This window comes from Mycobacterium sp. IDUB_24 (assembly GCF_055419385.1).
This window is the reverse complement of the sequence record NZ_JBVAXO010000006.1, coordinates 51,258-68,764: the sequence shown is the minus strand read 5'-3', so window position 1 is coordinate 68,764 and position 17,507 is coordinate 51,258. Positions and strand designations below refer to the sequence as shown.

Annotated in this window: 17 protein-coding genes; 8 read left to right on the top strand and 9 right to left on the bottom strand. The window is 63.8% G+C overall.

The genetic code is table 11. From position 1 onward, the window contains the following. The first annotated feature begins 46 nt into the window (after nucleotides 1-46). Both ACZYZF_RS20660 and ACZYZF_RS20655 read left to right on the top strand, forming a co-directional pair. Entirely contained in the window at nucleotides 47-820 is a 774-nt protein-coding gene (locus tag ACZYZF_RS20660; protein ID WP_463836677.1) for an alpha/beta hydrolase, read from the top strand. 2 nt (nucleotides 821-822) lie between these two features. Next, on the top strand, nucleotides 823-1,119 hold the full coding sequence (locus ACZYZF_RS20655; RefSeq protein WP_463836676.1) for an MGMT family protein: 297 nt from the start codon (nucleotides 823-825) through the stop codon (nucleotides 1,117-1,119). On the opposite strand, the gene ACZYZF_RS20650 is transcribed toward ACZYZF_RS20655, so the two are convergent. The 9 genes from ACZYZF_RS20650 to ACZYZF_RS20610 all read right to left on the bottom strand — a co-directional run bounded on the left by ACZYZF_RS20650 (nucleotide 1,120) and on the right by ACZYZF_RS20610 (nucleotide 9,565). Beyond that, on the bottom strand, nucleotides 1,120-1,731 hold the full coding sequence (locus ACZYZF_RS20650; RefSeq protein ID WP_463836864.1) for a TetR/AcrR family transcriptional regulator: 612 nt from the start codon (nucleotides 1,729-1,731) through the stop codon (nucleotides 1,120-1,122). Nucleotides 1,732-1,850: 119 nt separating this feature from the next. Then, complete coding sequence (locus tag ACZYZF_RS20645) at nucleotides 1,851-2,327, bottom strand: Rv2253/PknI dimerization domain-containing protein (RefSeq protein WP_463836675.1); 477 nt, start codon at nucleotides 2,325-2,327, stop codon at nucleotides 1,851-1,853. Between the two features lie 32 nt (nucleotides 2,328-2,359). Beyond that, the gene (locus ACZYZF_RS20640) at nucleotides 2,360-3,652 is read right to left on the bottom strand and encodes a cytochrome P450 (RefSeq protein WP_463836674.1); all 1,293 of its coding nucleotides are present in this window, start codon (nucleotides 3,650-3,652) and stop codon (nucleotides 2,360-2,362) included. Nucleotides 3,653-3,672: 20 nt separating this feature from the next. Next, nucleotides 3,673-4,314, bottom strand: coding sequence for a TetR/AcrR family transcriptional regulator (locus ACZYZF_RS20635; protein ID WP_463836863.1), 642 nt, complete (start codon nucleotides 4,312-4,314; stop codon nucleotides 3,673-3,675). 59 nt (nucleotides 4,315-4,373) lie between these two features. Continuing rightward, a complete protein-coding gene (locus ACZYZF_RS20630) occupies nucleotides 4,374-4,808 on the bottom strand; it encodes a nitroreductase family deazaflavin-dependent oxidoreductase (RefSeq protein ID WP_463836673.1) in 435 nt (144 codons plus the stop codon). 18 nt (nucleotides 4,809-4,826) lie between these two features. Continuing rightward, nucleotides 4,827-6,080, bottom strand: coding sequence for a cytochrome P450 (locus ACZYZF_RS20625; protein WP_463836672.1), 1,254 nt, complete (start codon nucleotides 6,078-6,080; stop codon nucleotides 4,827-4,829). Then, nucleotides 6,077-6,862, bottom strand: a complete 786-nt coding sequence (locus ACZYZF_RS20620) for an SDR family NAD(P)-dependent oxidoreductase (RefSeq protein WP_463836671.1) — start codon at nucleotides 6,860-6,862, stop codon at nucleotides 6,077-6,079. The genes ACZYZF_RS20625 and ACZYZF_RS20620 overlap by 4 nt, the downstream gene beginning before the upstream one ends. A gap of 4 nt (nucleotides 6,863-6,866) precedes the next feature. After that, nucleotides 6,867-8,096 carry an amidohydrolase family protein gene (locus tag ACZYZF_RS20615; RefSeq protein ID WP_463836670.1) on the bottom strand — a complete coding sequence of 410 codons (1,230 nt, stop codon included), beginning with the start codon at nucleotides 8,094-8,096 and terminating at the stop codon, nucleotides 6,867-6,869. Continuing rightward, nucleotides 8,093-9,565, bottom strand: coding sequence for an aldehyde dehydrogenase family protein (locus ACZYZF_RS20610; RefSeq protein WP_463836669.1), 1,473 nt, complete (start codon nucleotides 9,563-9,565; stop codon nucleotides 8,093-8,095). The genes ACZYZF_RS20615 and ACZYZF_RS20610 overlap by 4 nt, the downstream gene beginning before the upstream one ends. A 449-nt stretch (nucleotides 9,566-10,014) precedes the next feature. Between ACZYZF_RS20610 and ACZYZF_RS20605 the strand changes: the two genes are divergently transcribed. The 6 genes from ACZYZF_RS20605 to ACZYZF_RS20580 are packed head-to-tail and all read left to right on the top strand — an operon-like array spanning nucleotide 10,015 to nucleotide 17,500. After that, a complete protein-coding gene (locus ACZYZF_RS20605; RefSeq protein ID WP_463836862.1) occupies nucleotides 10,015-11,283 on the top strand; it encodes an MCE family protein in 1,269 nt (422 codons plus the stop codon). Continuing rightward, nucleotides 11,280-12,302: an MCE family protein gene (locus ACZYZF_RS20600; protein WP_463836668.1), complete on the top strand. Its 1,023-nt coding sequence runs from the start codon at nucleotides 11,280-11,282 to the stop codon at nucleotides 12,300-12,302. Before ACZYZF_RS20605 ends, ACZYZF_RS20600 begins: the two co-directional genes overlap by 4 nt. Then, on the top strand, nucleotides 12,287-13,363 hold the full coding sequence (locus ACZYZF_RS20595) for an MCE family protein (RefSeq protein ID WP_463836667.1): 1,077 nt from the start codon (nucleotides 12,287-12,289) through the stop codon (nucleotides 13,361-13,363). The genes ACZYZF_RS20600 and ACZYZF_RS20595 overlap by 16 nt, the downstream gene beginning before the upstream one ends. Continuing rightward, a complete protein-coding gene (locus ACZYZF_RS20590; protein WP_463836666.1) occupies nucleotides 13,360-14,718 on the top strand; it encodes an MCE family protein in 1,359 nt (452 codons plus the stop codon). Before ACZYZF_RS20595 ends, ACZYZF_RS20590 begins: the two co-directional genes overlap by 4 nt. Continuing rightward, nucleotides 14,718-15,992 carry an MCE family protein gene (locus tag ACZYZF_RS20585; RefSeq protein ID WP_463836861.1) on the top strand — a complete coding sequence of 425 codons (1,275 nt, stop codon included), beginning with the start codon at nucleotides 14,718-14,720 and terminating at the stop codon, nucleotides 15,990-15,992. The genes ACZYZF_RS20590 and ACZYZF_RS20585 overlap by 1 nt, the downstream gene beginning before the upstream one ends. Next, on the top strand, nucleotides 15,992-17,500 hold the full coding sequence (locus ACZYZF_RS20580) for an MCE family protein (protein ID WP_463836665.1): 1,509 nt from the start codon (nucleotides 15,992-15,994) through the stop codon (nucleotides 17,498-17,500). Before ACZYZF_RS20585 ends, ACZYZF_RS20580 begins: the two co-directional genes overlap by 1 nt. Nucleotides 17,501-17,507 lie beyond the last annotated feature (7 nt).

Here is a 17,507-nt window from a genome sequence, read left to right as displayed (position 1 = left end):
GAGGGGCACGACAAGTAGCGGTTGCGGCTCCTGGCAGCATGAACGGATGTCAGCCGCGAAGTTGAACGTCCACCACTACGGTCCCGCGCAGCCGACCCGGCTGTTGCTCATCCACGGCTTGACCGGGCACGGCGAACGCTGGAAGACCTTGGCCGAGCAACACCTGCCCGAGGTGGCGGTACTCGCCCCCGATCTGCTCGGGCACGGCCGCTCACCTTGGGCAGCCCCGTGGACGCTCGATGCCAATGTCGAGGCCCTCGCGTCACTGTTGGACGGTCCGACCCTGGTGGTCGGGCATTCGTTCGGCGGTGCGGTGGCGCTCAATCTGGCTGCCGCACATCCTCATCTGGTGAGCGGGCTCGTGTTGTTGGACCCCGCGGTGGAACTCGACGGCGAATGGATGCGGGAGATCGCCGATGCCATGTTGGCCTCTCCGGACTATCCCGACCGCGCCGAGGCACGCGCCGAGAAGGCGGACGGTTCGTGGGGCGAGGTCGCGCCGGAGGAGTTGGACCGTGACCTCGACGAGCACGTCGTCGAACTACCGGGCGGACGCTACGCGTGGCGGATCAGCATCCCGGCCATGATGTCGTATTGGAGTGAGCTGGCGCGCCCGGTTGCACTGCCGCGCCAGGGCACTCCCACCGTTCTGGTCCGCGCCACCCGTACCAGCCCACCGTATGCGCGGGACGGTCTCATCAGCGCGCTGAGTGGGCAGCTCGGCCCGGATTTCACGCTGCTGGATTGGGACTGCGATCACATGGTGGCCCAGGCCAAGCCGGCGGACACCGCGAAGCTGATCCTCGAACAGCTGGGCTGACGATGCCGGCCGTCACCGAGGAGCAGGTGGAGCTGGTGCGCACCCTGGTCGCCGCGATCCCGTCGGGAAAAGTGTCGACCTACGGCGACATTGCCGATGCCGCCGAGCTTTCCAGTCCACGGATCGTCGGCTGGATCATGCGGACCGATTCCTCGGACCTGCCCTGGCACCGGGTGATCCCTGCGTCAGGACGCCCGGCGCCGCACCTGGCCACCCGGCAGTTGGGACGGCTGCGCGCCGAAGGGGTACTTGCCGTCGACGGGCGGGTGCCATTGCGCGAATACCGGCACAGTTTCTAGCTAGGAGACCGCGCCGCCGCCAAGCGCGCTCAAGCAGAAGCGCCACAGCCGTTCTTTGACGAGTTCCAGCTCGCCGTCGGGGTGTGGAGCGAAGGCATAGAAGTGGAAAACTGACCGCGCAAGTTCGGCCAGAAACCACGGATCCCATTCCGGATCGGGAGGATTCAGCAGGCCTGCATCGATGGCCGCGTTCACCTCATCACGCAGCAGTTCGACGAAAGGCTTTTCGGCTTCGGCCAGTTCCTTGGCATAGTTGCGGTGCAGCCGCCAGCGCGTGGAGACGATGAAGCGAGCGGTCGCCGCGTCGTCATCTGCGCCGTCGAGTCGCTCAAGGGTGACCGTGATGTAGAACCGCAGCCGGGCCAACGGGTCCGGCAATTCAGCCGCGATCTCCGCCCACCGTTCGCACGCCTCGGTCATCGTGTCACCGATCACCGCCAGCAACAGTTCGTCCTTGCTGGCGAAGTAGCGGTAGAACGTCTGCAAGGCGACGCCCGCCTCGGCGACCAGTTCCTGGGTGGTGAACTCGTCGCCCTTGGCGTCGATGAGACGGCGAGCGGCATCGAGCATCTGCTGTCCCTGGTGCGCGATGCGCAGTCGTGAGCGTTGCACAGCTGCGGACCGCTCGACAGCACGTTCGACCCAGGACACTGGGCAATGTTAGCGCCCTGCGAGACCATATCTGCGCTCCGCAGGCCGCCGGGCTTGAACTTGCGCGCCGTGAAGCGCCGTCAGTCCGCCTTCTCCAACCGAAACGGCAGGGCGATCTCCAGTTTGTCGTTGAGCCGGCAGCCGCCGCTTTCCCCCGTCGTCTTGTCGAAGCCGGCGAACACCCGGCTACCAGGATGTAGGTACCCCCCTTGCCCGACGGGGTAGAACAGGAAGCTCTGATGGCCCGTGACCGTGTTGCCGTCGGCGCAGGGCTCCCAGTTGGGGATGTCGTGCTCGACGAAGTACCGCGAACCTTTGGCCGTGATGTCCGCACTCCACCCGGCGTCACTGGTCACCCGCCCCCCACACGTCGTGGCGTTACTGCAGCTCATGCTGATGGTCCAGGTGCTCCGGACGGTGGCCTCGTCCTTATACACATCGTTGGTCTGGGCCCAATCCCCGTTCGATGTCGCCAGATAGGTTCCGTTGAGTGCCCAGTCGCCGCTCCCCTCGTCGGCGAACCCAGCGGGCGCGCCTGCGACACCGATGGCGAACACAGCGCTCAGAGCAACGATCGGGCCGGCGCCGTTCAACGAACCGGCGTGAAGCGCAGGTGCAGATCGGTCAGGCCGCGCAGGATGAAGGTCGGCTCATAGGTGTACCGGCGCTCGCCTTCCCTGCCATGGAAATCCTCGTCGACAATGATGTCGCTCATTCGCGCGAGAATTCGCTCCAGGGACACGCGTCCTTCGACCCTGGCCAGGGGCGCACCGGGACAGGAGTGCACACCGCGGGCAAAAGCAACCTGCTCACGGACATTTTTACGGTCCAGCCGAAACTCGTAGGGGCATTCGAAACGGTCCGGATCTCGGTTGGCGGCTCCCGGCGAGATCATCACGACAGTCCCCGCCGGGATGTCGACTCCCGCCAGGCTCGTTGAGCGCCGCGCCAAGCGGAATTCGGTCTTGACCGGACTCTCCAACCGCAGGGTCTCCTCGACGAACGCGGGTACGAGGCTCGGATCAGTGCGCAGCGCCTGCTGCAACTCCGGTTGGTCGCACAGGATGCGCAGAGCGGCCCCGAGAAGCTTGGCGGTGGTCTCCTGGCCCGCGCCGAACAGGAAGGTGGCGGTACGTACGACCTCGGTAACCTCCGGCAACGACCCGTCCGGATATGTCGCCGCAGCCAGTTCGCTCAGCACGTCGTCGCGCGGCTCGGCGCGACGCTCCGATATGTAGGCGCTGAACTTCTCGTCGAGGAATTCCAGCGGGTTGATCGCGGCGGCCTCGCCTTCGATGTTCCCCATCAGGTGTGGATTGGCCAGTGCGTCGATGAACTGCGCGTGGTCCTCTCGCGGAACACCCAACAAGTCGGCAATCGCAAGTAGCGAGAACGGCTTTGAATAGGCCGTGAGGAACTCGCACCGTCCGGCGTCGATGAAGCTGTCGAGTTGACGGTCAGCGAGCTCCCACAGGAAATCCTGGTTGTCCTTGAGCCGGCGGGGAGTGATCAGGCGGCTCAACAGCGAGCGCGCCCGCGTGTGGTTCGGCGGATCCATCGCCACCATGTGCTCGTGCAACGGCATTTCGGTGCGATGCGCCTCGATCAGGTCGCTGATGTCGTCGCCCTCCGGGGTGAACGGCAGCGGCGGGAACGGTCCGCCGACCGCTACACAGTTCGACCAGAGCTCAGAGTCTTTGTACACCTCGAGCGTTTCGGCATATGCCGTGACCGCGACGACGTCGTGGTGCCGCTCCCGCACCACCGGCCCCTGCTTGCGCAGGTGCTCGAAGTACGGGTTGGGGTCGGGCACGAATGCCGGGTTGGTGAAGAAGTCCAAACTGTCAAAGTCGGTCGCGGCGTCAGTATCGGAATCGGGCATTGCACAACACCTTTCATGGACTATCCAGAGAGACTTGGTGGGGACTGGGGCGCGTTTTGGTTGGTGCCACCCAAGGCCGTCAGGCAAAAACTCCACAATCGTTCCTTGGCTATGTCCAACTCGCCGTTGCCATGCGGAACGAACGCGTAGAAATGAAACACCGAACGCGCGAGATCGGCGAGGAACCGCGGATCCCATTCCGGATCAGGCGAACTCAGCAGCCCCGCCTCGACTGCAGCATTCACCTCGACACGCAACAAATCGACCAGGGGCTTCTCTGCCTCGGCGAGTTCCTTGGCATAGCTGCGATGGAGCTGCCAGCGCGTCGACACAATGAACCGCGCCTTCGCCGCATCGGCCCCCGGCGCATCGAGCGGCGCAAGCGTGGACGTGAGGTAGTACTTCAGCCGGGCCACCGGATCTGGCAACTCAGCCGCGACATTCGCCCACCGTTCGCATGCGTCGGTCATCGCATCGCCGATGACTGCCAATAGCAGTTCGTCCTTGCTGGCGAAATAGCGATAGAAGGTCTGTAGCGCGACGCCGGCCTCAGCGCACAGTTCCTGGGTGGTGAACTCATCGCCCTTTGCGTGGATCAGTCTGCCTGCGGCCGCGAGCATCTCACGCACCTGTTGAGCGATGCGCAGACGCGAGCGTTGCACAGCGACCGATCGCTCGACTGCGCGTTCGACCCAATCCCCCGACGAGAGTCCGGTATCCGTCACGACGGGGTGAGCACCACAATCGGAATGTCCCGATCCGTACGGGTCTGGTACACATCGTAATTGGGCCACGCCTCGGTGACGACCCCCCAGAGTCGGGGTTTCTCGGCCGCCGTGGCGGTACGGGCCGTGACCGCAATGTGCTCGGCCTTCACCTGGATCTCCGCCTCCGGATGAGCCCGCAGGTTGTGATACCAGGCCGGGTGCCGGGGAGCGCCGCCGTAGGAGGCCACGATCAGATAGTCGTCACCGTCGCGCGCAAAGATGAGCGCCGAGGTCCGCGTCACGCCGCTGTGCCGTCCGGTGGTACTGAGCAGCAGCGTCGGGACCCCGTTCCACAGGTAGCCGACCTCGCCGTCGGTCTCGCGGTAGCGGTTGATGTGCTCGGGCCCGATGAGGGTGAGATCGGGCGAGCTGTACTTGGGTTTGGTCATCGTCGCATCACCATTTCCTCACGGAGCATCGAACAGGACAGGTATCGCTGTGGCACCACGCTCGTACATACCGACGAAACTCGGCGGTTCGGCATCGGGGTCCAGCCGTAGATTCGGCAGTCGGTCGAGCAGTGCCGAAATCGCCACGTTCATCTCGGCCCGCGCCACGTGCATGCCCAGACAAATGTGGGACCCCTGGCCAAATGCCAACGACGGCTTCAACTTCCGGCTCAGATCGAACTCGTCCGGCCGGTCCCAGCGCAACGGGTCGCGGTTGGCGGCCCCCACCGCTAGATGCACCACGGACCCGGCAGGCACCTTTACGCCGGCCAGTTCGGTATCGGCCGTCACCCAGCGGGAGAACATCGGATCGGTGGGCATCCATCGGAGCGCCTCCTCGATGGCCGGGCGAAGCAGCTGCCGGTCGACACGCACCGCTTCGAGGAGGTCCGGACGCTGCAACAAAGCGGTGAACGTGGTCCCCATCTGCTTCCATGTGGTGCCCGAGCCTGCGCCGAGCAAGAGCAGCACGAACGAGTCGATCTCCCGATCTGTGAGCCGGGTGGTGATGCCGTCGTCATCGGTGAGCTCGGCCTTCACCAAGATGCTGATCAAATCGTCCTGCGGTTGCTCGCGACGCGCCACGACGATCGGCCTGACCATGTCAACGACCCGTTGTGGATCGTGCCCGATGGCTTGTCGGATTTCGAGGGCCTGCTCGATCGGCACGCCGAAGCTGCCGGTGATGGTGAGCAGGGGGATGGCTGCAAAGAAGTCGACGTTGAGTTCGGCGCGGCCGTCCTGGACTATCCCGTCGATGAGCACGTCGACGGTCTCGATGATCCAATTGTGGGCCCACCACCTGCCATTCGCCGGGAGGAACGACGGCTGTACGAGAGCTCGGTACCGCTTGTGCTGCGCACCGCCCATGGACAGCATGCTGTTCGTCACGCCCAGCGGGCCACCGTTGACGTCAACGACCTCTGCCGACGAGCTGAAGACGTCGGGATTGCGGTAGGCGACCATGCAGGTTTCGTAGTCGAAGACGGTGAAGTGGGGCCGGTCCGGATACGGCAGTCCGTGGAAGAAGTACGGCGCGCTGCATCCGGTCAGTTCGTGCAGGATGCCGGGCAGTACCGGCCCCTGCTCGCGCAGTTGATGCCAGATCGGGTACGGATCATCGTGGTAGGTCCCGCCGGTGTACTCGTTGTACGAGCTTCGTAGATCGAACAATTCCCGCAACCGGTCGCGGTCCAATGTGGGGGTCGTCATTTGGCGACGAACCCACCGTCGATGGGTAACGCGACGCCGGTGACGTTACGCGACGCGTCGGAGACCAGGTACAGCGCGGCTTCGGCGCAGTCCTCGGCCGTGATGGCGCGACCGAGCGGGTGCTGCTGGCCGACCACTTCCGCGATCTGCTCTTGCTGGGCGCCGTCGACGTCGAGTCCGCCGGCTGCCATGAATCCGGTCGCAGGCATCGCGGCCGGGCAGATCGCGTTCACGCGGACGCCGAACGGGGCGGCTTCGATGGCCACTCCACGGGTGAGCTGGATGACGCCGCCCTTGGTGGCACCGTAGACCGTGCCGCCCCAACCCACCAGTCCCGCTACCGAAGCGGTGTTGAGGATGACGCCACCATCGCCCTGTTCCTTGAACTGCAGCAGCGCGTGCTTGCACCCGAGGAAGACTCCGCCGAGGTTCACCGCGACCAGTCGGTTGAAGTCTTCGAAAGTGTGCTCCTCGAAGATGAGTCCGAGTCGCGGTGTCGGAATGCCGACGTTGTTGAACAGGATGTCGAGCCTGCCGTATTGGTCGACCGCGGCGGCGATCAATGCCTGAACCTGCTGCTCGTTCGCCACGTCGACTTCGATCGCGATGGCGGAGCCGCCCGCCGATTCGATCTCGCACACAGTCTCTTTGGCGTTGTCTATGTTGATGTCGGCGACGACCACCTTGGCGCCCTCCTGCGCGAACCTCAGCGCGGAGACCCGACCGACGCCCGAGCCTGCGCCGGTGACAACGGCGCTCCTGCCTTCCAGCACGCCCGTCATCGGATCAGACCTTCGCCAGGACGGGCGGCTCGGCCGGGGTGAACCGGTACAGCCGCTCGGCGTTGCCGCGAAGCAACTTGTACTGGACGTGCTCCGGAAGGTCCTTCATCGTGTCGCGGGCGACGTCGATGCAGTTCGGCCACGTCGAGTCTGAATGCGGATAGTCGGTTTCGCACATCACGTTGTCCTCGCCGATTTCGTCGAGGCTCTTCATCGCGTGGCGATCTTCGATGATGCAGCCGTAGATGTGGTTGCGGAACGATTCCCGGATGTCGAGTGTGTCGAGGTCGGCCTCGTTGCCGGCGTGGCCCATGAACTTCGTGCCCCGTTTCACCCAGTAGCGTTGCTTGTCCAGCACCTGTTCGGCGCGCTCCAGGAAGTAGGGCGCCCAACCGATCTCGCCTTCCGACAGGGCGATCTTCAGGTTGGGATAGCGTTGGAAGAGGCCGCTGAAGATCCAGGACAGCATGGTGCCCGACGTGCGCGAGGCGCCCCAGGTGAGGTTGGCCATGAACGGGGCGTCGTTGCAGATCCTGGGCAGCGTGGACGACGAGCCGACGTGCATGCTCGCGACCATGCCGAGCTCGTTGGCCGCGGCCATGACGGGCTCCCAATAGTGGTCCGCATCGTGAATCGTGGGTAGCCCCAACGGCTCCGGGTTCTCGGAGAATGCGAAGGACGTCACGCCTCTGGCGGCCATCCGCTCCATCTCCTTGACGGCCAGCTGCGGGTCCCACATCGGGATCAGCATCAGGGGGATGTAGCGCCCTGGTGCGGCACCGCACCACTCCTCTACGAGCCAGTCGTTGTAGATCTGCAGGCACTGGAACCCGAACTCGCGGTCGCCGGCCTCCATGAACAGCTGCCCGCAGAACCGCGGTAGGGTCGGAAAACACAGCGACGCAAGCACGCCGGACTGGTCCATGTCCTCGACTCGCGCCTTTGCGTCGTAGCACCCCGGGCGCATCTCCGCGTAGTTCAGCGGCTCTGGGCTGAACTCTTCCTTGGACTTGCCGACCACCGCACTCAGACCCGAACTGGGCATCTTCTTGCCGTCGTACACCCAGACGTCCATGCCATTGTCGTCGGTCTGCATGTTGGGCGCGCGGTCCCGGTCCTTCGTGGCGACGCGGTCGACCCACAGGTTCGGCGGCTCGAGAATGTGGTCGTCAACCGAGATAAGCCAATCCAAATTGTATGTGGTGCCGTCTGTTTCGGTGGTTGCGCTGCTCATCGGGCCAACTCTCCAATCGACATGTGTTTGACTTCCTGAAACTCGCGGATCCCGTCGGGACCTCGTTCGCGGCCGAGCCCGCTCTGTTTGTATCCGCCGCTCGGCGCGTAGGCGGAAAAGACCGTGGTGTTGACGTTGACCGCCCCGGTCCGCAACCGCCTGGCGATGCCCACCGCTGCCGTGACGTCTTGGCCGTACACCTGGCCCGACAGGCCGTAGGGGCTGTCGTTGGCGATCGCCACCGCCTCATCCAGATCGCGGTAGCCCAGCACGCCGATCACAGGACCGAAGATCTCTTCCTGCGCAGCCGGATTGGCATTGTTGGGCAAGTCGAGCACCGTGGGCTCGAAATAGTAGCCGCGGTCGAGATCTGCCGGCCTGCCCCCGCCACTGAACACCTTGCCACCGTGATCCTCGGCGAGCTGCACGTACCGCTCACACTTCTCGCGCTGCGCACCGCTGATCAGCGGGCCTATCGCGACTGCCGGATCGGTGGGCACACCGACCTTCAGTGAGCCGTATGCAGCGCTGACCGCTTCCAGCACTTCACCTTTGCGGTCTTCGGGAACGAGCATCCGCGTGGCGGCCACGCAAGCTTGACCTGCCGTGTAATAGATGACGGCGAGAGCGCCCAAGGCGGCACGGCTGACCGCGTCCGGTAGATATATCTGCGCGGATTTGCCGCCGAGCTCCATGGACAGCCGCTTCACGGTCGGGGCCGACTGGGCGATGATCCTGCGGCCGGCCACGGTGGAACCCGTGAACGAGACCATGTCGACCGCCGGGTGGCTGGTGAGTAGACCGGCCCCGGCGATACCTTCCTCGACGACGATGCTCAGTACGCCGGGCGGCAGGCCGGCCGCATCGGCTGCGGCACCGAAGATCAGCGACGAGATCGGGGTCAGCGGGCTGGGCCGCAGGATGATCGAGTTGCCGGCCATCAACGCCGGAATCAACTTCTGAAAGCCCATGAGGAGCGCGGCGTTGTACGGCGTGATCGCCGAGACGACGCCTACCGGCTCGTGCCGGCGGATGCTGAGCGCGACCCGTGCGTTCACCAGGTCATCGACCGGAACCGGGCTGGCCTGCTCGTGTGTCATCGACAGATACAGATCGATGGTCTGGCGTGCCAGCGCGACACCACTGCCGACCTGGGTCCGCTCGGCGAAAGCCGTTGGCTGACCGGCTTCGGCCACCAGCGTGGGAACCAGGACCTCACGGTTGGCTTCGATGTAGTCGACGAAGGCGTGCAGTGCGGCGGCCCGACTCGAGGCGGGCAGGTCGGCCCACGCCCCTTCGTCGAAGCTGCGTCGCGCTTCGACGATGGCGCGTTCGACCTCTCCGATCGGGGTGGCAGTGACGTCTCCGACGTGGGTTTCATCTGCGGGGTTCTCCACGCGGACCACGTCGTCGCCGGTCACCCACTGACCTGCGACGTAAGTGCGCCGCTCCGAGAGGATTGTCAACACAGCTCCTAATTTCGCTGGTATCGGTAGAAGATAGTTCTTATTTCACAAGAGCGAAATACTCGTGTTGTCGAGAAACGCATCGCGCCAGTAGCGGCGTTGGGAGGTCCTGCCGACCGACTCGCGGGCGGGTCGCCATCAATCGGACGAGTGCCCAGCAGCCAGCTCCCTCAGTCGGGCCGGCGAGGCGATACCGACTCGCCGCCGCCTGTCGGCAATCTTGGCCAAAAACCACCAGTTGACTGTAGAACGTCATTCTATCTCGAGCAATACCTATGCACTTGTTCTAGCCATCTTGAGGTTCTCATATCTCACGTGTAGCGTTCTTGCTGCTACAAGCATGAGATTTGCATCACAGCATCCTAGGGGGCCCGCTTGACCGTCGCTGAGGTTTGGCAGCTTCGATCCGAAGCCCCCGCAACATGCAGCTGGGTTCCGAGACGGGCCGCCAGATGAGCTCGGCGCCGAAGAAGTCCCCGTGGAGCGCGGCCACTTCCGCGCGACCGGTTGCCGCCTCACCAGGCCGCGACTTCGGTGCCAGGAGCTATATACGGCCCATCGTCGGACTTTGCGCAGTACTCGCGATCGTCGTGGTCCTAGCCGCCGCCGTCATCCAGTTCAGGGGCGACTTCACCAAGACGGTGCCGGTGACTGTGATCTCCGATCGCGCCGGGCTCCTGATGAACCCCGGTGCGAAGGTCAAACTCCACGGCGCCCAGATCGGCATGGTCACGCACATCAAGGAGACACCCGACGGGCAGGCTGAACTACAGCTGGCGATTCAGCCCGACCGGATGTCCATCGTGCCGGAGAACGTACTCGTCGAGATCGGCTCGACGACCGTCTTCGGAGCCAAGTCAGTTGAGTTCCGCCCACCTACGAACCCATCGGCAACCCATCTCCGCGGCGGCCAGACGCTTGATTCGCGGCACGTGACCGTCGAGGTGAACACGATCTTCGAACAGCTCAACTCCGTTCTGGCCCACATCGATCCGGCAAAACTCAACGAAACGTTGGGGGCTGTCTCCACGGCATTCAGTGGGCGCGGCGAGACGTTCGGGCACACCCTGACCGATTTCAATGCGTTTCTGGGCACAATCGAACCGAGCCTGCCCCAGCTGAGCGCTGACCTACAGACACTGCCCGACGTCTCCGCCGCGTACGCCGACGCCGCGCCTGACCTGATGGGTCTCGTCAAGAACGCCACCCGGATCAGTCAGACCTTGGACGAGCGACAAGGTGATCTCGACCGGTTCCTTGTCACGAGCATCGGACTGGCCGACATCGGCAACGACGTCATCGGCACCAATCGGGAGCCGCTTACCAACGTCATGCACCTCCTGGCGCCGACGACCGACCTGACCAACGAGTACCACGAGGCCTTGAACTGCGGCCTCACCGGAGTTCTGCAGTTCGCACTCCGCCCGCCAGGGCCGAATCCCGGGGTCACCGACCTCGCCGCATTCAGTCTCGGCCTCGAGCGCTATCGCTACCCGCAGGACCTGCCCAAGGTTGCCGCGTCGGGGGGCCCGCAATGCAACGGGCAACTGCCGGTCCAATTCGGCCAGTTCCCACCCAAGGTCGTTGCCGACGTCGGAACCAATCCGTACAAGTACGGCAACGTCGGGCCCCTGCTGAACTCCGATCTCCTCAAGCAGATCCTGTACGGTCCGATCGACGGGCCGCCCCGCAATGTCGCGCAGTACGGGCAACCCGGATGAGCGCGACCGGAACTTCGATCAAGTTCGGCATCTTCGTCGTCGTCACAGCGACTGTGACCGCTGCTATTTTTCTTACCTTCGGAGAGTTTCGCAGTGGATCGACCGCTGCGTACTCCGCGGTGTTCAGCGATTCGTCGAGCCTGGAGCCCGGCGATTCGGTGCGCGTGGCGGGTGTGCGGGTGGGCACCGTCAAAGATGTGACGTTGCAGACCGACAACACGATCCTCGTGTCATTCGACACCGACACCGACGTCGTCCTCACGACCGGAACGCGACTGGCAATCCGTTATCTCAACCTCGTCGGCGATCGCTATTTGGAGCTGATCGACGGACCCGGGTCCACCCGGGTGGTTCCCCGCGGCACGCAACTCCCCATGGAGCGCACCCAGCCCGCGCTCGATCTCGATCTGCTCGTGGGCGGACTCAAACCGGTGATCCGCGGACTGGACCCCGCCGATGTCAACGCGCTCACCACCGCACTGCTCCAGATCTTCCAAGGCCAGGGCGACACACTTCAATCGCTGCTGACGAGGACGTCCTCCTTCTCGAATAGCTTGGCCGACAACAACGAAGCACTCGAACAACTCGTAGACAATCTCGACAAGGTCCTTGCCAACCTGGGTCACGAGGGTGACAGGTTCTCCGGCGCCCTCGATCGCTTCGAACGCCTGACCACCGAGCTGGCGGCTGACCGCGACACCATCGGATCCGCCATCACATCTCTGAGCAACGGCACCGCGTCCATTGCCGAGTTACTGACCAACGCGCGTCCACCGCTGGCGGGCACAGTGGATCAGCTCAATCGTCTCGCACCGCTTCTCGACCAGGACAAGGGGCTGCTCGACGCCTCGCTGCAACGGGCTCCGGAGAACTACCGCAAGCTCGCAAGGATGGGCTCCTACGGAAGCTTTGTGAACTACTACCTGTGCGGCATCACCGTGCGGGTCACCGATTTGCAGGGGCGCACCGCAGTGCTGCCCTGGGTCAAACAAAAAGACGGAAGGTGCGCGGAGCCCTGATGCTCAAGTACCGCAACACCGACCTGCGTCGAGCAGGGTTCATCGGGATAGTGCTCGTAATTCTGATTGTCTCCGTGGGACTTCAGCCCGAGCGACTCCTCTCACTGGCCACCCACCTGGTCTATACCGCCGAGTTCGCAGAGGCGGGTGGACTGACGTCGGGTAACGAAGTGAAGGTCTCGGGCATGACGGTGGGCAGCGTGACCCGGGTCGCTCTGGGAGACCGGGGCGCCGTGGCGACGTTGACCGTTGACGGCAAGGTGCGACTGGGCGAGCAGACCACGGCACACATCAGGACCGGCTCCCTGCTCGGTGCGCGGGTCCTCACTCTGGAACCGGCCGGCCACAACAGAATGCGTTCCGGAGACGTGATACCGCTGTCGCGGACAGGTTCGCCGTATTCACTGACCGAAGCCGTCAACGACCTGACCACGAACGTCGCCGCGACGGACACAGACACGCTCAATCAGTCGCTGGACACGTTGTCGGCCACACTCGACCAGGTCGCACCGCAACTGGGTCCGACATTCGACGGGCTCAGCAAGTTGTCTCGGTCATTGAACAGCCGCAGCGCTTCCCTGACTGAACTGTTGAAGAACGCCGGCGATGTCTCCCGGATACTCGCCGACCGCAGCCGGCAGGTGAACACGCTGATCCTCAACGGAAATGACCTCCTGGCGGTGTTGGTACAGCGCCGAGACGCCATCGGTGAACTACTCGCCAACACGGCCGCTGTCGCCAAGAATCTCACCGGCTTGGTTGCCGACAACGAGGCCGAGCTCGCACCGACACTCGATCGGCTCAACGCCGTGACGGCAATGTTGGAGAAGAACCGTGACAACTTGTCCAAAGCACTCCCCGGGTTGAAGAAGTTCCAGATGTCCACCAGTGAATCCGTGGCAAATGGTCCGTATTACAGCGCCTACGTCCCGAATCTGGTTCCACCGCAGTTCCTCCAGCCGTTCATGGACTATGCGTTCGGCTTCCGGGCAGGCGATCCGAACATGCCGCGCGCACTGTTCCCCCCGGTCCGCAACGGCATTCCGGGCGGTTCGCGATGAGCACGACAAAGCGGTCACGAATAGTTCTCGTCGCTGTGCTGGCCGGGCTTCTCGTTTCGAGTTGTGCGCTGCTGGCTCGTCAGACGTACTTCAAACCGCAGACGATCACAGCCGACTTCTCCTCGGCTGCCAGCCTGTATCCCGGCGACGAGGTGCGCATCGCCGGGGTGAAGGTTGGCACGATCGGCGCCATCACGGCGCAACCCGACCACGTCGCCGTCACGCTGGAAGTCGACCACGGCGTGCGCGTACCGAAGGACGCGAAGGCGGTGATCGTTGCCCAGAATCTGGTGTCAGCCCGCTATGTTCAACTCGCACCTCTCTACCGAGCCGGCGAGCCGCGATTGATCGGCGGCGGGAACATCCCGCTGGAGCGAACCGCAGTCCCCATCGAATGGGACGAGGTAAAAACTCAATTGTCCAGACTGGCCACAGAACTCGGCCCGAAGAGTTCGTTGTCCAGCAGTTCGATGGGGAAGTTCATCGACAGCGCGGCCAATGCGATGGACGGAAACGGTGAGAAGCTCCGGCAGACGTTCGCCCAACTGTCGCAACTAGGACGCATTCTGGCCGATGGCAGCGGGGATGTCGTCGCCACGATAGAAAACTTGCAGACCTTCGTGACCGCGCTCCGAAACAGCAGTGACGAACTCGTGCTGTTTCAGAACCACCTCGCAACGTTCAGTACGGTACTCGACGACAGCAAAGGCGATCTCGACGCCGCGATGTCGCAGCTGGCGGTCGCCGTCGGCGAGGTGCAACGCTTCGTCGCAGGCACCCGTGACAAGACCGCGGAGCAGGTGCAGCGCTTGGCCAATGTCACTTCTGTTCTGGCCGAACATCGTTCAGACCTCGAAAACATACTGCACGTAGCGCCAACGGCATTCGCGAACGCCTACAACATTCTCAACCCGAATCTCCCAGGTGCGGTGGGTACGTTTACCGTCGCGAACTTCTCGAACCCCATCGCATTCATCTGTAGCTCACTCGGGGCCGTCAGCAATGTCACCGCACCCGAGACGGCCAAGCTCTGCCGGCAATACCTCGGTCCGGCATTGTCATTGCTCAACTTCAACTCCTTGCCGGGCCCACCGATCAATCCCTACCTGCAGTCGTCGGTCACTCCCGACAAGGTGGTCTACACCGATCCCGCACTGGCGCCGGGCGGAACCGGCGGCGCGCCCGTGCCTCCAGAGATACCGCCGGCCGTGTCGGCATACACCGGGGTTGGTGCCAGCCCGCCACCCGGCGATGCGACGACACCGTCACTCCCTCAACTCCTGCTACCTGCTGAAAGCGCCGCACCAACTGGTGACGCACCACCACCGCCTGCCGAAGGGGCACCCCCATCGTGATCACGCGCGCAGTCCGAAACGTCGCGGCCGCAGGGTTGTGCGTCGCGATCACCAGTACCTCTTGTGGGTTCAGCGGTGTCAACTCCCTGCCACTGCCCGGCGCAGTCGCGAGCAGTTCACCGAACGCCGTCTACCACGTTCAGATCGCCAATGTCGCCACTCTGGAACAGAATTCACCGGTCATGATCAATGACGTGGTCGTGGGAAGCGTGGGCCGGCTCAGCGTCGAGAATTGGCATGCCAATGTCGAGGTACGCATAAAACCCGAGATCGCCGTGCCGGCCAACGCGGTGGCCACGATCGGACAAACCAGCTTGCTGGGGTCGATGCACTTGGCGCTCGACCCTCCGCTGGGCGAAGCACCCAGCGGCCACCTCCAACCAGGCTCGACTGTCACACTGAATCAGTCTTCGACGTACCCGTCGACCGAGCAGACCCTGTCCGCACTCTCCGTCGTCATCAACGCCGGCGGACTCGGACAGATCGGTGAGATCATCCACAGCGCCACCACCGCCCTGTCCGGCCACGAATCGGACATCCGGCAGCTGCTCACACGACTGGACACGTTCGTGGGAACCGTTGATTCCCAGCGGGATCGAATTATCGTCGCCATTCAGAACCTCAACCGGTTGACCAGTACCCTCGCGACGCACAAGGACGACATCGCCGACGCACTCCACAAGATTCCGCCGGCCCTTGACGTCCTCCTACGAGAGCGAGCACGAATCGTCACCGCGTTCCAAAAGCTCGGCCAGTTCAGCGATGTCTCGACCGAACTCGTTCGCACGACGCAAGACGACATGGTCCGCAACCTGTCCAACCTCGAACCCACGATCAAGGCCTTCGCCGACATCGGTCCACAGCTGGACACCATCCTGGCCTATCTGCCGACGTTCCCCCTTCCACAGAACCTGATCGACAGGGGGCTCCGTGGCGACTACATGAACATCTTCGCCAGTATCGACTTGACGATCCCCCGACTGAAGCGGTCATTGTTCGCCGGGACGCGATGGGGAGATCCGAACGCTACCTTGGTGCCCGCGCCAGGTGATCCGGTCCACCTCAATTACAGCTATGAACCGCTGAGCGTCGGCGTGAATCCGCCACCGGCGGAATCCGCTCCGGGGGTAGCGGCACCCGTGCCGGCGGACCAACCGCTCCTACCCATCGCACCGCCGCCGTCGCCCGCCGTGACACAGCAGCCCGGCCAACAGCCGCCAATCTTCGCCGGCCCCTACGCGCAATCCCCTACACCGACGCCAGGGGCGAACTGATGTTGACTCGCTTCATCCGCACGCAGCTCATCGTGTTCACGATCACGTCCGTCATCGGGATGGCGGCAATGGCTTTCGTGTACATGGGAGCGCTCACGTGGCTGGGCATCGGTCGCATCACCGTCACCGTCGAGCTGCCGGCAACGGGTGGGCTCTACAGATTCAGCAATGTCACCTATCGCGGGGTGCAGATCGGGAAGGTCTCCAGCGTCGAGCCAACCGCAACCGGTGCCACCGCTGTGCTCTCGTTGGATTCTTCACCACAGATTCCTGCAGATGTGGCAGCCAATGTGCGCAGTGTGTCGGCCGTCGGGGAGCAGTATGTCGATCTGGTTCCCCGGGCGGGTGGCCCGCCGTTTCTCGCGGACGGCTCGCTGATCAAGAGTGCCGACACCACCGTCCCGCAAAGGGTCGGGCCCATGCTCGATCAACTCAGCTCGCTCGTGGCCAGCGTGCCGAAGGACAAACTGTCCGACCTACTCGACGAATCGTTTCGCGCATTCAACGGAGCCGGTTACGACTTCGCCTCTCTGCTCGACTCCGGGTCCCGAATCGCCGCCGAATCCAACGGCGCGGCGGATCGCATGGGAACGCTGATCGACGACACAGCACCGCTGCTCGATTCACAAGCGAAAAGCACTGAGGCGCTGCGCACGTGGGCACGGAGTCTGAACGCGGTGACCCAGCACGTGGTGGACAACGATGCCCATCTACGGACCGTGCTCAGCACCGGTGCCGACACTGCCGAAGAGGCTTCTCGGCTGCTCAACCAGCTCAAGCCGACCTTGCCGGTGCTACTGGCCAACATGACCACGATGGGTCAGGTCGGCGTCACCTACAACCCTGCGCTCAGGCAGCTGCTGGTCCTGCTCCCGCCCTATGTCGGCGGATTCGCTTCGATTTCGGGGATGAACAATCCGACCGGCAACTCGTTGGGGTCCTTTTCCCTGATGAGTGGTGATCCATCGGCATGCACGGTGGGCTTTCTGCCGCCCTCGTCCTGGCGATCACCCGATGACACGTCGGATATCGATACACCGGACAATTTGTACTGCAAGTTGCCGCAGGACTCACCTGTCGCCGTTCGCGGTGTCCGCAATAACCAGTGCATGGGCAAGCCCGGCAAACGAGCTCCGACGGTGGAGATCTGCGAAAGCGACAAGCCGTACATGCCCCTCGCGATGCGGCAGCATGTACTCGGGGCGTATCCCCTCGACCCCAACCTGATCTCCCAGGGCGTTCCGCCCGACTCAAGGGTCAAGCCGGACGAAAACCTCTACGGACCATTGGACGGCGCCCCCCTGCCGCCCCCGGGCCCGAACGCCGGTGCACCCGCGGCGCCGGCCGCATTCTCCGGTGATGCTGTCCCAGGTAGCAGCTCCGTCGCTGTCGCCAAGTACGATCCGCGCACCGGACGCTACGTCGGTACCGATGGTTTGGTCTATCGCCAGAGCAACCTGACGACGCAGACGGATACGGCGAACTGGCACGACATGCTTCCGCACTGACCAGCTG

What these genes read in the sequence shown, in the direction of transcription:
- ACZYZF_RS20660 (WP_463836677.1), top strand. Translation starts at nt 47, where the DNA reads ATGTCAGCCGCGAAGTTGAACGTCCACCACTACGGTCCCGCGCAGCCG.
- ACZYZF_RS20655 (WP_463836676.1), top strand. Translation starts at nt 823, where the DNA reads ATGCCGGCCGTCACCGAGGAGCAGGTGGAGCTGGTGCGCACCCTGGTC.
- ACZYZF_RS20640 (WP_463836674.1), bottom strand. Translation starts at nt 3,652, where the DNA reads ATGCCCGATTCCGATACTGACGCCGCGACCGACTTTGACAGTTTGGAC.
- ACZYZF_RS20630 (WP_463836673.1), bottom strand. Translation starts at nt 4,808, where the DNA reads ATGACCAAACCCAAGTACAGCTCGCCCGATCTCACCCTCATCGGGCCC.
- ACZYZF_RS20625 (WP_463836672.1), bottom strand. Translation starts at nt 6,080, where the DNA reads ATGACGACCCCCACATTGGACCGCGACCGGTTGCGGGAATTGTTCGAT.
- ACZYZF_RS20620 (WP_463836671.1), bottom strand. Translation starts at nt 6,862, where the DNA reads ATGACGGGCGTGCTGGAAGGCAGGAGCGCCGTTGTCACCGGCGCAGGC.
- ACZYZF_RS20615 (WP_463836670.1), bottom strand. Translation starts at nt 8,096, where the DNA reads ATGAGCAGCGCAACCACCGAAACAGACGGCACCACATACAATTTGGAT.
- ACZYZF_RS20605 (WP_463836862.1), top strand. Translation starts at nt 10,015, where the DNA reads ATGAGCTCGGCGCCGAAGAAGTCCCCGTGGAGCGCGGCCACTTCCGCG.
- ACZYZF_RS20600 (WP_463836668.1), top strand. Translation starts at nt 11,280, where the DNA reads ATGAGCGCGACCGGAACTTCGATCAAGTTCGGCATCTTCGTCGTCGTC.
- ACZYZF_RS20590 (WP_463836666.1), top strand. Translation starts at nt 13,360, where the DNA reads ATGAGCACGACAAAGCGGTCACGAATAGTTCTCGTCGCTGTGCTGGCC.
- ACZYZF_RS20580 (WP_463836665.1), top strand. Translation starts at nt 15,992, where the DNA reads ATGTTGACTCGCTTCATCCGCACGCAGCTCATCGTGTTCACGATCACG.